Here is a 13,874-nt window from a genome sequence, read left to right as displayed (position 1 = left end):
ATTCTTACTGTTGCTCTCAAAAGTCTGTTTTAATCAAAATTGTGGTCAAAGCGCGGGGAAAGCGTTCCGTTTCCATGGAGCACTTCATCCAGCTTTACAAGCTCCTGCGGCGCCTCTGCAAGCGCTCTTTCGTACAGGTGGACAAGATTCCGTGTGCCCGCTTCGCATTCCTTCTGAGGCCTTCCAGGCATCACACGGCCGCCCATCGAATCATAGCAGCCGACCAGTTTCATCACTCCAAGAAGAAGGTTTCTTACCGCACTGCTGCGGCAGATCGTGATTCTCGTCCAGAGCTTCATGCCCTTCAGGCATTCGACAATTTCTGTTTCACCGATTTCCGGAAAACAGCGGTGGATGACCTTGTTGCCGTCGGTGTGCGGGCAGATCGGCGATGCCGGACGGTATACGAGCGGATCGAGGCCGTCCTCCAGCATGAAGTACTGGTCAAGGCTCGTCTCAATCTTTGCATGGGAAATTCCAGTGTGATCCACAAATTTCCCGATATACGGATGACACGTCGAATCGAGAAGGTAATGGCAGGCAAAGCCTAACAGATACGCTTCCATCGCCTCTGACGGGCTCTGCTGATACTTTTTCACCTCATCCTCGAACAGAACGGAAGCCGTCTGCTCATGCAGAAGCGTTCCGTAATCAGACACACGGTTTTTCGAGAACGGATGGTAATAAAAGAAGATATCCGGCCCGTGCAGTCCGATCAGATACAATTTTTTGTTTTCTCGAATGATCTTTTTCAAATTTGCCGGAAGCTGTTCATAGACTTCTCTTCCGAACCTGTCGTGTGCGTACGTAGTAGGCATATCGGTATCTCCCTTCTTTTTTCTCCTGCCGGATCAGACATCCAGCTTGATCTGCATTTCCTCTTCCACTTCTGCGCGGAAGTCCTCCATCTTGACCGGACTGATCTCCGGCAGATTGTCGGTGGAATCGACGCCGAAGTTCCTCAGGAATTCTTCGGTCGTGCCGAACACAATCGGGCGGCCCGGCGCGTCGAGGCGGCCAAGCTCCTGCACCAGATTGTACTCCACCAGTTTGTTGACCGCGTGATCGCTCTTGACGCCGCGGATCTTGTCGATCTCCTGCTTCGTGACCGGCTGCTTGTAGGCAATGATCGAGAGAGTCTCCATCATGACGTCGGTCAGAACCGCCTTCTTCGGCTGCATGGCGATGTTGACAAGATAATCATAATATTCCTGTTTCGTGCACATCTGATACGCATTTTCAAGCTCCACGATGTGGATGCCGCGGTCTTTCGTATTATATTTTTCCATCATATGGTTCAGAATCCTGCGGGTCGTCTCCGTGTCATGGCCGATCGCTTTTGCAATCCTTCCCAGCTCCACGGAATCTCCCATCGCAAAAAGGACTGCCTCGATGGCTGCTTCCGCCTCCTCGACCGAAGAGGGGCGTCTTGCCTCACCCAGGGCAGTTTCTTTATTCCTGTTCTGTTCTTCCATCTGTCTTGTCCTCACTGTCTGTCTCGTCTGTATACGGCACAACTACGGTGTCTTCATCCTCCAGGGATTCAATCAGGATATCCCCGAAAAGCTCCTCCTGGCTGATCCGGATTTTGCCGGTTTTCATCAGCTCCAGGATTGCAAGGAAGGTGACAATCACATGCACCTTGCCCGGCTGGGATTCCAAAAGGTCGCGGAAGCTGAAGCGGCGTTTTTTAACAGCAAACTGCTCGACATACGTCATCTTGTCCGGCAGGCTGACCTCTTCTTTTTCGATCTTTCCGAACTTGCTTCGGATCGGGTCGATCTTGTCCTCCTGGCGCTTTAAAATCATTTTATAGATCGTATGGAGCTTCGCGAGAGAAATCTGCGAGAGGAGCTCGGAGGTGTCGACCGGCGTCCTGTACTCCAGCACTTCTCTTGGAAGCGTCGGTTCCTTGTACACGGAACGGCTCGCCTCGTTCATGCGGTCACGCAGCTCGTACGACATGTACTTGTACATTTTGTACTCTAAAAGCTGCTGCACCAGCTCGGCTCTCGGGTCCTCTTCCTCGCCTTCCTCATTCACTTCTTTCGGAAGCAGCATGCGGCATTTGATATCCAGAAGCGTCGCCGCCATGACCATGAACTCACTCATGATGTTGAGGTCTTCCCGCTCCATCTGATGAATGTATTCCAGATACTGGTCCGTAATCTCTACAATGGGGATATCGTAAATATCTATTTTATTTTTATCGATCAGGTGAAGAAGAAGGTCCAGCGGTCCTTCAAACACCGGAAGCTTTACTGGTATCGCCATGTGCTCTGTTCTCCCTTACGGTTTCCCGATATCTGTAATAATCAATTCTCTTCTGTTCCAGATGCGGACCGGAATGGTGTGTTCGCCCGTTCCTGCACTGATGATCTGGCAGGTGCCGCCCGTCAGGAACAGCCCGCGGCAGTTTTTCGAAAAAAGGCGGAAATCCGGCGTCACAAGCCCCCGGTGCGCGCCAAGGCCCACCACGCCGCCGTGATAATGGCCGGAAAGCGTCAGATCGGCTCCATATGATGCATAGGAGCTGCGGTAGGCAGGGTGATGCGCCAGCAGAATGCCGTAGCGCGCCGGATCCGGTTTTCCAAGGTGGTCCGTCAGTTCCGAAACCGGCAGCGGTCCGCGGTAAAAGCGGTTGTAATAGGTGCGGTCCATGGCATAGCCGTAGATCCGGACCGGACAGCCGCTGATGGTAAGATCCGCCGTCTCATTTTCCAGATAGCAGATTCCTGCCTTTTTCAGGCGCTCCCGGAGCTTTTCATACAGATCGCCGTACTGTTCCGGATACAGCTTCAGACGGTATTCGTGGTTTCCGCAGCCATAGATTACCTGGTATTCCTCCGCAAGACGTTCCGCGAAACTCAGACCCGGGTCGAGGTTCTCCCCCGGCTTTGCCACAATCTGGTCCCCGCCGATGATGACAAGATCCGGAGCCGCCTCATCGATGACTGCCTTTAACACCGTGTTATCCGGGCCAAACTCCATATTGTGAAGATCACTGATAAACGCCAGACGAAAACCGTTTCCTTCCGGAAATTTTCCATTTGACGAAAGTTTGTAATAGGTCGTTGTAAATTTTCTCATACCGTTCATTATACTTGATTTTTCGGTGTATGACAACCCGTTTTCCCTGCTGTTTATAAGCCCAATGCCTGTTTTGCCAGCTGATCGGCTTTTTCGTTGTAGGTGACGCCGGTGTGGCCCTTTACTTTGCAGAAGCGGATCGCAACTTTGGCCGATGCCAGATCGTAAAAATTCCGGTAATCGATGGTTCCCTGTTTTTTCGCCTGCCATTCTCTCGTACACCAGCTTGCGATTCCCTGGTAATCGTGATAGATGGCCAGCTCCGGAATATCATGTGTCAGGCAGTAAGCCATGGCCAGCTCTGCGCCCTTGATCTCGCCTGCCACATTCCGCATGGAGACGAGATCCGGGTCGCTGTATTCTTCTGCAAGATTCAACTCTTTTCCGTCCAGGAAGAGGACCACACCGCAGGAGAACTTTCCGAGCGCATGCTGATAGCTTCCATCCACGTATGCGACGGCGCTCCTGCCGACACCGGCGTATTCCGGGTCTTCGCATGGTTTTTCTGCCAGAATCAGGTGTTCCCAGTCCCAAGAAGAAGGATCGGGTGCTGCCGTGCTCTGTACTGCCTTTCGTTCCGGGGCAGCGAAATACGTTCCGATTGTTTCCCGCAGCAATGGTTCCGGCATTTTACCGCCGCCCAGAAAGGCCTCTGCCTCCTCCAGACGCTCAAATCCCTTGTAAATTGCGCCAGGATAACCGTGTACCTGCGCTTTGCACGCATCCCATGTCCGGTAGATGCCCGGAACCTTTCCCTGTTTTACCGCATAGTAATTTTTCTTTGCCATGTTTTTCTCCTTTTCGCGCATGATACTCCGGCTTTATGCCGTCCCAAGAAAATATTGTTTCATCGTACATCCGAACAGGTCCCACATGCCGGCTCTTGCCACGTCTGCTCCATATAAAATCGCAACGGAACCAAGTTCCTCACCGTCTGCTTTGTAAACAACTCTTCCGGCACACTCGCCTTTCTGGATAGGGGCCTGCACCTCTTCCGGCAGTTCTATCGTTTTTTCCACTTCACCGATCACCGTCCCGCCCGTCGCAAGATAGCGGAATTCTTCCGCATATTCCAGTTCTGCCGTATCCTGCTTTCCGTAAACAACCGAAAGTTCCGGCAGGGGATCGCGTTCCCGGTCTATGTAGATGCTGCAGGACGAAAACCCATACTGGAACAGTGACGCCGCATCTGCAAACCGCACCTTGTAGTCCGGTGCTCCCATCACGACTGCCAGCATCGTCAGATCATTTTTCTTCGCCACTGCCGAGACGCAGTACTTCGCCTTCGAGGTGCTTCCTGTTTTCAGTCCCACACAGCCCTCATAGCCGCGGATCAGCTTATTTGTATTGGTGAGGGTGAATGGTTTGCTTCCCTTCTGTGTGACATGCGTAATCTCTTCCATCCAGATAGAGGAATAGTTCAGGATCTGCGGAAAGCGCTCGATCAGCTCCCGAGACATTTTCGCCACATCTGCCGCTGTCGTGTAATGGCCGTCGGAATCCGTGAGGCCGCAGCAGTCCTCAAACTTCGTGTCGTTCATGCCGAGTTCTTTTGCTTTCTGGTTCATCCGGCTGACAAACTCGCTTTCTGTCCCCGCAATATGCTCTGCCATCGCTACAGATGCATCGTTTCCCGAAGCAACGACAATACACTTGATCATCGTCTCAACGGTCTGCTTTTCGCCCTCTTCCAGAAAAACCTGGGACCCGCCCATACTTCTGGCGTGCGCACTCGTCGTCACTTCGTCGGTCAGCTGGAGCGTCCCTTTTTCGAGCTCTTCAAAAATCAGCAGCAGCGTCATGATTTTTGTGATGCTCGCCGGGCTTCGCTGTTCCGACGCATTTTTCTCGTACAGAACAGTTCCGGTCTGTGCCTCCATCAAAAGAACAGACGGCGAAGCCAGCCCAAGGTCCGTTGTCATCTCCGGTGCTGTCTCCTCCGTCTCTTCTGTTTTCTGTTCCGTTGTTTCGTTCTGCTGCTTGTCGGAAGATTCTCCATTCTGCTCTGCCGCAGTCACTTTCAAGGGCGCTGCAAGAAGCGCCAGGATCATCAGCAGGCTCCAGACGATATTTCGTGTTCTTCTCTTCATATTCCCCCGAAACATCTGCTCTTTCTTCCCTACAGGCTATGCAGACGACCGCAGAACTATGCTGTCTGTTCCGTTTACAGCAGCGGTGCCAGAAACTTCAGCGCACCGCGGAGTGCACGGACTGCAAAATTTTTCTTTCGGCAGTAGTCCATATTGATCTGCTCACACTGTTCAAACGTGATCAGCGCATCCTCTTTTACCTGGGCAACCGCACTGCTGCCGTACATCCAGACACCGCACTCAAAATGCAGGTACATGCTCCGGTAATCCATGTTGATCGTTCCGACCGTCGCAACTTCATCATCACAGACAAAGCTCTTGGAATGGATAAAGCCTGGCGTATACTGGTAAATCTGAACGCCGGATTCCAGCAGGATCTCGTAATTGGCCTGCGTCAGAATATAGACAATCTTCTTATCCGGGATGCCCGGCGTTACAATCCGCACATCGACTCCGCGCTTTGCCGCCATGCAGAGAGCGGTCAGCGTCTCGTTGTCCGGAATCAGATACGGGGTAAAAATATAAAGATATTTTTTCGCCTGTGAAATAATGTTCAGATAAACATGCTCGCCTACTGTCTCTCCATCCAGCGGGGAATCGCCGTACGGCTGCACAAAACCGTCTTTTTTAAACGCTTCCTCGTGATAGATTTCCGGCCGGTATGATTCGAAATCGCATTCCATACCGGTGATTGTGCTCCACATCTGCAGAAACATCACCGTAAAACTCCATACCGCCTCACCATGCAGACAGATTCCGGAATCCTTCCAGTGGCCGAACCGCTCCTTGCGGTTAATGTATTCGTCCGCAAGATTAATGCCGCCCGTGAAAGCCGTATGACCGTCGATCACGGCAATTTTCCGGTGGTCACGGTTATTTAAAATGACATTCAGCACCGGTCGGAACTGATTGAACGCCGCACACTTGATGCCCATCTGCTGCAGCGATTTATAATACTGATACGGCAGTGTCGTCACGCAGCCGAAATCATCGTAAATCAGCCGCACATCCACACCGGCGGCCGCTTTTTCCTTCAGAATCTCCAGCACCGTATCCCACAGATACCCCTCGCTGATGATGAAATATTCCATAAAAATGTAGTGTTCTGCCTTTTTGAGTTCCTCAATAAAGTGCTCAAACCATACATCTCCCAGCGGGTAATACTCTGTTTCTGTATTTTCATAAACAGGATAATGCGCATAATTGGTCAGATAGGAAGACTGCCCCGCTGCCAGGATATTTTCTTCCTCGAGCTTTTTACGCGTCTCTTCTTCCTCTCCAAGAACGCCTCCCTGCGAAAGCAGAACTGTATCGTAATGTGTACGGAATTTTCTTGCCACACTGGAATGGCCGAGAATGCCGTACAGGCAGATTCCGGTTACCGGAAGCGCCAGGATACAGACTGCCCACATCAGTTTGTAGCCGGGATTCATTTTCGGATTATTGATAATCGAAAGCACTGCAATCAGGGAAAGAATCGTGACCGCATAGTTGATGTAGACAGATTTTTCATTTAGCTGCATCACAATTCCGGCCAGCCAGCAAAATTCCAGAAGAAGTGCAACACCGATAATGACCATACGGCTGGTAAGCAGCTTCAGAATCTTTTTCACGATACGAAACAGCTTGTTTGCTATTTTGTACAAAATTCTCATTTGTCACCGCCTTGCTGTTTTGTCAAAACCTGCGACTTTAAGTTACAAGTATAAAAATCCCCGGCAAAACAGATCGCCGGGGATTTTTTGCACATTAATTATACTTACGTTTTCTGGCAGCTTCAGATTTCTTTTTACGACGAACACTTGGTTTCTCGTAATGCTCTCTTTTACGAATCTCCTGCTGAATGCCAGCTTTTGCACAGCTACGCTTAAATCTGCGTAAAGCGCTGTCCAACGTTTCGTTTTCTTTAACGATTACATTTGACATAGTCTCACACCTAACCTCCCTCCAGTTGTAGATTGTGCATAATACAACTGTATGGGTATTTTTTGCACTGTTCTTATTATACCAGAAAAATCTCGTACGTCAACAAGTTTTTTCATTTTTTTGCAAAATTTTTCCCTGCCGCCTGCCTGGCTCCTTTTTCTGCCCTGCAGGCGGCAGGATTTTGTGCTGTTTTTCCTGCTTATTGTTATGCGATCTGGCCTTCCAGTACCTCGGCAGCTTTTGCAACTGCTTCGTCGATCTTCTCCGGATTCTTTCCGCCGGCCTGTGCCATGTTCGGACGTCCACCGCCGCCGCCGCCGACAACGGCTGCCACTTCTTTGATCAGTTTTCCGGCATGTGCACCTTTCTTCATCGCATCATCGGTTACCATGGCAAGAAGGCTTACTTTGCCGTCCTTTGCAGATGCCAGAACAACAACGCCGCTTCCCAGTTTTTCTTTCAGCTGGTCGCCAAGGTCACGCAGTCCGTTCATATCGACATCCGGTACGGATGCAGCGAGAAGTTTTACACCTTTGACTTCGGTGACTTTATCCATAACATCGCCGAGCGCTTCTTTTGCCAGTTTGCTCTTTAAGGACTCATTCTCTGCCTGGAGTGCTTTTGCCTCTGCCTGCAGATGAGCGATCTTCTCGAGGAGATCCGCCGGTGTTGTCTTTAAGAGAGCTGCTGCCTCATGCATTTTCTCTTCCTGTGCTTTATAGTATGCAGTAACAGACGGTCCGGTCAGAGCTTCGATTCTGCGGACACCTGCTGCGACGCCTGCCTCAGAAACAAGTTTGAACAGTCCGATTTCAGCGGTATTCTTTACATGGGTACCGCCGCAGAGCTCTTTGGAGAAGTCTCCCATGGAAACGACACGTACTTTGTCGCCGTATTTCTCACCGAACAGAGCCATCGCGCCGGATTTCTTTGCTTCCTCAGTATCCATGATGTCGGTTACAACCGGGATCTGCTCCTGAATCTTTTCATTTACCAGATTCTCAACTTTTTCCAGTTCTTCCGGTGTCATAGCCTGGAAGTGGGCAAAGTCGAAACGGAGTCTGGTCGGGGTTACGAGAGAACCTTTCTGCTCTACGTGTGCACCGAGAACAGTCTTTAATGCCTTCTGCAGAAGGTGTGTTGCGCTGTGGTTCTTCTCGATATTTTTTCTTGCCTCTTCGTTGACCTGAAGTGTAACTTCCTCGCCGTTTGAAATCATACCGGATTTCATGACACCGACGTGGCCGTATTTTCCGCCGCGGAGTTTGATGGTATCTTCTACTTCGAATACACCATTTGCTCCTTTGATGATACCGCAGTCGCCTTCCTGACCGCCCATGGTAGCGTAGAACGGAGTTTTCTCTACGAAAATAGTTCCCTTCTGGCCTTCCATCAGAGATTCTGCAATCTCAGTCTCTGTCGTCAGAACGGTTACTTTGGAGGTATCCTCCAGATGATCGTATCCGGTAAACTCAGTTGTTACGGACGGGTCGATCTCATCGTAAACGGTTGCATCAGCACCCATGTAGTTTGTTACTTCACGGCTCGATCTTGCACGCTCTCTCTGCTCTTCCATTGCTGCATGGAAACCGTCCTCGTCGATGCCGTAGCCCTTCTCCTCAAGGATCTCTTTGGTCAGATCCAGCGGGAATCCGTAGGTATCGTACAGTTTGAATGCATCCTGTCCGTCCAGAACTTTTTTGCCTTCGCTCTGCATTTTTTCTTCGAGCTCGGAGAGGATATGAAGTCCCTGGTCGATGGTTTTGTTGAACTGGGTCTCCTCGTTGTTCAGAACGTTGAAGATGAAATCTTTTTTCTCTTCAAGTTCCGGATATCCGTCTTTGGAGCCTTCGATTACGCTTGCGGAAAGGCGGGCAAGGAACAGTCCGTCAATGCCAAGCAGACGGCCATGACGTGCTGCACGGCGGATCAGACGGCGCAGTACGTAGCCTCTTCCTTCGTTGGTCGGCATGATTCCATCGGAAATCATGAATGTTGCGGAACGGATATGGTCTGTGATAAGGCGGATGGAAACATCGGTCTCATGATCTTTATCATACTCTTTTCCGGAGATTTCGCATACTTTGTTGCGTAGTGCCTGAATGGTGTCGACATCGAAGATGGAATCTACATCCTGTACGACAACGGCCAGACGCTCAAGTCCCATACCGGTATCAATGTTCTTCTGGATCAGGTCGGTGTAGTGGCCCTCGCCGTCGTTGTTGAACTGGCTGAATACGTTGTTCCATACTTCCATGTAACGGTCACACTCGCAGCCAACGGTACATCCCGGTTTGCCGCAGCCGTATTTTTCTCCGCGGTCATAATAAATCTCAGAACACGGACCGCACGGACCTGCGCCATGCTCCCAGAAGTTGTCCTCTTTTCCAAAACGGAAAATACGGTCTGCCGGGATGCCGATCTCTTTGTTCCAGATATCAAATGCTTCATCATCGTCCTGATAGATGGATGGGTACAGACGATTCGGATCGAGCCCTACTACCTGTGTTAAAAACTCCCAGGACCATGCGATTGCTTCGTGTTTGAAATAATCACCGAAGGAAAAGTTTCCGAGCATCTCAAAGAAGGTGCCGTGACGGGCTGTTTTTCCTACATTTTCAATATCGCCGGTACGGATACATTTCTGGCATGTTGTTACTCTTCTTCTCGGCGGAATCTCTGCGCCTGTGAAGTAAGGTTTCAGCGGAGCCATACCGGAGTTGATCAGTAAAAGACTTTTATCGTTGTGTGGAATCAACGAAAAACTCTTCATAGCAAGATGTCCTTTGCTCTCGAAGAACTCAAGAAACATCTTTCGTAATTCGTTTACGCCATATTTTTCCATGACTGTTTGTCCTCCAAATAATTCAGTGTGTCCCGGAATTTCTTCCGGGAATCCATTCTTTTATAATAGCACACTTAATTATTTAACGCAAATTTTTTTGAAATTCTTCTTTCCTTTTTTCAGAACGATACCGTCCTCGCCGAAGGCTGCTTTTTCTACGGCATATTTCGGATCTGTGATTTTCTCACCGTCTACGGATACACCGCCCTGCTCTACGGCACGGCGTCCTTCGTTTCTGGTCTTTGCAAGCTCTGCTTTGACAAGAAGGGTTACGATATCGATTTTATCGTCCGTGAAATCCTCTGCAGAAAGTTCACTGGTCGGCATATGCTCGGAGCTTCCGGTAGAGAATACGGCACGTGCGCCTTCCTGCGCTTTCTTTGCTTCTTCCTCGCCGTGTACCATGGAGGTCAGCTCATAGGCCAGGATCTCTTTTGCCTCGTTCAGCTTGCTTCCTTCCCAGGAATCCATCTCGTCGATCTGCTCCAGCGGCAGGAAGGTCAGCATACGGATACATTTTAAGACGTCGGCATCGTCCACGTTTCTCCAGTACTGGTAGAAATCGAACGGGCTGGTCTTGTTCGGGTCAAGCCATACAGCGTTTCCTGCGGTTTTACCCATCTTCTTGCCCTGAGAGTCGGTCAGAAGGGTGATGGTCATTGCATAGGCATCTTTTCCAAGTTTACGGCGGATCAGTTCGGTTCCTCCCAGCATGTTGGACCACTGGTCATCGCCGCCGAACTGCATATTGCAGCCGTATTTCTGGAACATGTGATAGAAGTCGTAGCTCTGCATAATCATGTAGTTGAACTCCAGGAAGGAAAGACCTTTTTCCATACGCTGTTTGTAGCACTCTGCACGGAGCATGTTGTTGACACTGAAGCATGCACCTACCTCACGGAGCAGTTCTACATAGTTCAGGTTCAGCAGCCAGTCTGCGTTGTTGAGCATCATAGCTTTTCCCTCGCCGAACTCGATGAAACGCTCCATCTGACGTTTGAAGCACTCTGCGTTGTGGTCGATCTCCTCGCGGGTCAGCATTTTTCTCATATCGGTTCTTCCGGACGGGTCACCGATCATGGTGGTGCCGCCGCCGATCAGGGCGATCGGTTTGTTTCCTGCCATCTGCATCCGTTTCATCAGGGTCAGTGCCATGAAGTGACCTGCGGTCAGACTGTCTGCGGTGCAGTCGAATCCGATATAGAACGTTGCTTTTCCATTGTTTACCAGGTCTCTGATTTCATCTTCGTCGGTTACCTGTGCCAGAAGGCCTCTGGCGATCAGTTCGTCATAAATCTGCATTTTGTTTTTCTCCTTTTTTCGGTTGACTTTCGGGTATGTGTTACCGTCTGGGACCAAAGTTTTTTATACAAAAAGACTCCCGTCCTTTCCGATTCAAAGGACGAGAGCCCGTATCTCCCGTGTTACCACCTTACTTCACAGCTGTCTCACGGCAGCTGCCTTTGTCGGTATCCAAAACCTCTGAATACCCTGACGCTGTAACGTTCGTCTCTTACGTCGCAGCCTACTAAAAACGTGCATCATAGTTCTTCTGCCGCCCGTTTTATTCGGTGCGCAACTCCGGGATGTATTCGAATCGTACAGAACCTGCATGCGCCTCTCATCTGCCGGCTGCTTTCTGTCCGCGTTTTTGTACGTCTACTTGTTCCCTTCCAAGCCTTTTTCCATGTTCCATAGTATAAACGGTGATTCGAAATCTGTCAAGACTTCTGCTTTCCGTTTTTTCATCTATTTTTAATATCCGCGGTCCTGATCCATCATATACAGGAGTGCGTTGCAGATGCACGCCGCGATATTGCTGCCGCCTTTTCGTCCGCGTGCCACGATATACGGGATATTGGTCTGCATAATCAGTTCTTTGGACTGTACCACATTGACAAAGCCGACCGGAACTCCGATGATCAGCGCCGGTTTTATTTTTCCTTCCCCGATCAGTTCATAGAGGCGGACCAGTGCCGTCGGCGCATTTCCAACCGCAATAATCAGCTTTTTATCCAGCTCCGCCGCTTTTTCCATGCAGGCTGCCGCGCGGGTGCTTCCGGTTTCTTTTGCTCTTGCCGCAACATCTTCGTCTGACATAAAGCAGAGCGCTTCACCGCCGTGGCGCGCAAGCACCTTTTTGTTGATGCCGGATCTTGCCATCTGCGTATCCGTCACAATGCAGGCTCCCTCCCGGATCGCCTCGATGCCTTTTGCCACCGCATGCTCCGAAAAGCAGAGATTATCCGCATAATCAAAATCCGCACTTGTGTGGATACACCGCTTTACAACCAGTTCCTGATCCTCTGGAAACGTTCTTCCGTTTAATTCTTCCGTGATAATTTCAAAGCTTCTCTTTTCAATCTCGTGCGGGCTTACCTGCTCCAGTTCTATCTTCATCTTTATGCCCCTTCTTCCAGAATTTGATAAATCTTCTTCATGTCGAGATGCTCGCGCAGCGCATCTGCGAGAATATCGTACTGTGTCTCTTTGAATGTCTGGTAATCGACACCGTGAATCTGCTCCATGGCAATTCCCTTATTCTTTGCAAGTGCTTCCACGATCCGCTCGGCAACTTCTTCTTTGTCGAAAATGCCGTGCACATACGTACCGTACACATTTCCTTTCTGTGCACCGTCCAGCTTATCCGAATCAGCACGGTTCTGATCATCGATGAACGTGAATGCTTCTGTTTCTTCTTTCCGCACCGTTTCTCCCATATGGATTTCATAGCCCTCGATCCGGGTTCCCTCGATCCCGGCAAGAACGCCTTCTGTTTTTCCAAAAGCGCCCTCCGCGCGGGTTCTCGTCTTCTCACCGGCAAATACGGTATCCATCGGCAGGAGTCCCATTCCTTTGATCGTTCCGCCGGCTTCGACATGCAGCGGATCGCTCAGCGTATCTCCGAGCATCTGGAAGCCGCCGCAGACACCGAAAATTACTTTTCCGGCCGCAGCCGCCTTCAGTACGGCCGCTTCCAGACCATTCTGACGCATCCAGAGCAGATCCTCCATCGTGTTTTTCGTTCCAGGAAGCAGAATCATATCCGGATTTTTCAGTTCGGAGACAGAGCTTACGTAGCGGAGTGATACGCCTTCGATCCGCTCGAACGGGTTGAAATCGGTGAAGTTTGAAATACGCGGGAGACGGATGACCGCAAGGTCAATGAGACCGATCTCCTCTTTTCTGGTGAATCGCTCGGTCAGACTGTCCTCGTCTTCCACTTCGATGTGGAGATACGGCGCCACGCCGACCACCGGGATGTGTGTTTTTTCTTCCAGCATCACAACGCCCGGGTCCAGGATGGTTTTGTCCCCGCGGAATTTGTTGATAATCAGACCCTTGATGCGGTCGCGCTCATCCGGCTCTAAAAGCTCTACGGTACCGTAAAGCTGAGCAAAAACGCCGCCGCGGTCAATATCTCCGACGAGGAGCACCGGTGCATCCACAAGCTTTGCCATTCCCATATTGACGATATCATCGGCTTTCAGGTTGATCTCCGCCGGACTTCCGGCTCCCTCGATCACAATGATATCATACTGTTCTTCCAGTGCATGGTACGCTTTCATGATGTCCGGGATCAGCTCTTTTTTGTGGGAAAAATATTCCCGCGCACTCATGTTTCCCAGTACCTCACCGTTTACAATCACCTGCGAACCGGTGTCATTCGTCGGCTTTAACAGAATCGGGTTCATCAAAACGGACGGTTCGATCCCGGCCGCTTCCGCCTGCATGACCTGTGCACGTCCCATCTCAAGGCCTTCTCTCGTAATAAACGAATTCAGCGCCATATTCTGTGATTTGAACGGCGCTACACGGTATCCGTCCTGATGGAAAATCCGGCATAAGCCCGCCGCAAGCAGACTCTTTCCCGCATTTGACATCGTTCCCTGTATCATAATTACTTTCGCCATCGTTTTTCC

Annotated in this window: 12 protein-coding genes; all 12 read right to left on the bottom strand. The window is 50.4% G+C overall.

Translation table 11 applies throughout. The features are described from left to right. Positions 1-29: 29 nt before the first annotated feature. The 12 genes from DWX32_RS01610 to DWX32_RS01555 all read right to left on the bottom strand — a co-directional run bounded on the left by DWX32_RS01610 (position 30) and on the right by DWX32_RS01555 (position 13,865). Complete coding sequence (locus tag DWX32_RS01610; protein ID WP_118659147.1) at positions 30-818, bottom strand: zinc dependent phospholipase C family protein; 789 nt, start codon at positions 816-818, stop codon at positions 30-32. A 33-nt stretch (positions 819-851) separates the two neighbouring features. Further along, complete coding sequence (gene scpB, locus DWX32_RS01605) at positions 852-1,475, bottom strand: SMC-Scp complex subunit ScpB (protein WP_055226398.1); 624 nt, start codon at positions 1,473-1,475, stop codon at positions 852-854. Continuing rightward, the gene (locus tag DWX32_RS01600) at positions 1,453-2,274 is read right to left on the bottom strand and encodes a segregation and condensation protein A (RefSeq protein WP_117509009.1); all 822 of its coding nucleotides are present in this window, start codon (positions 2,272-2,274) and stop codon (positions 1,453-1,455) included. Before DWX32_RS01600 ends, scpB begins: the two co-directional genes overlap by 23 nt. Before the next feature lie 15 nt (positions 2,275-2,289). Continuing rightward, a complete protein-coding gene (locus DWX32_RS01595) occupies positions 2,290-3,090 on the bottom strand; it encodes a metallophosphoesterase (protein WP_158579538.1) in 801 nt (266 codons plus the stop codon). Positions 3,091-3,143: 53 nt separating this feature from the next. Beyond that, positions 3,144-3,878, bottom strand: coding sequence for a ribonuclease H1 domain-containing protein (locus DWX32_RS01590; protein WP_118659145.1), 735 nt, complete (start codon positions 3,876-3,878; stop codon positions 3,144-3,146). A 33-nt stretch (positions 3,879-3,911) separates the two neighbouring features. Further along, positions 3,912-5,180: a D-alanyl-D-alanine carboxypeptidase family protein gene (locus tag DWX32_RS01585; RefSeq protein ID WP_243030473.1), complete on the bottom strand. Its 1,269-nt coding sequence runs from the start codon at positions 5,178-5,180 to the stop codon at positions 3,912-3,914. 74 nt (positions 5,181-5,254) lie between these two features. Beyond that, positions 5,255-6,835, bottom strand: a complete 1,581-nt coding sequence (gene cls / locus DWX32_RS01580) for a cardiolipin synthase (protein WP_117760330.1) — start codon at positions 6,833-6,835, stop codon at positions 5,255-5,257. 94 nt (positions 6,836-6,929) lie between these two features. Continuing rightward, positions 6,930-7,106, bottom strand: a complete 177-nt coding sequence (gene rpsU, locus DWX32_RS01575; protein WP_004222305.1) for a 30S ribosomal protein S21 — start codon at positions 7,104-7,106, stop codon at positions 6,930-6,932. A 205-nt stretch (positions 7,107-7,311) separates the two neighbouring features. Then, positions 7,312-9,951: an alanine--tRNA ligase gene (alaS, locus tag DWX32_RS01570; protein ID WP_117509013.1), complete on the bottom strand. Its 2,640-nt coding sequence runs from the start codon at positions 9,949-9,951 to the stop codon at positions 7,312-7,314. 78 nt (positions 9,952-10,029) lie between these two features. Then, complete coding sequence (gene tyrS / locus DWX32_RS01565) at positions 10,030-11,253, bottom strand: tyrosine--tRNA ligase (protein WP_022462314.1); 1,224 nt, start codon at positions 11,251-11,253, stop codon at positions 10,030-10,032. Positions 11,254-11,706: 453 nt separating this feature from the next. Further along, entirely contained in the window at positions 11,707-12,351 is a 645-nt protein-coding gene (locus tag DWX32_RS01560) for a precorrin-8X methylmutase (RefSeq protein ID WP_055218068.1), read from the bottom strand. A 2-nt stretch (positions 12,352-12,353) separates the two neighbouring features. After that, positions 12,354-13,865 (bottom strand): cobyric acid synthase, encoded by a 1,512-nt coding sequence (locus DWX32_RS01555; RefSeq protein WP_117760332.1) that lies wholly within the window; start codon positions 13,863-13,865, stop codon positions 12,354-12,356. Between the last annotated feature and the right edge of the window lie 9 nt (positions 13,866-13,874).

Origin of the sequence: Blautia sp. AF19-13LB (assembly GCF_003479105.1) — a bacterium.
GTDB lineage: Bacteria > Bacillota > Clostridia > Lachnospirales > Lachnospiraceae > Fusicatenibacter > Fusicatenibacter saccharivorans.
The sequence above is the reverse complement of the archived record's forward strand: the minus strand, read 5'-3'. Positions and strand labels throughout refer to the sequence as shown.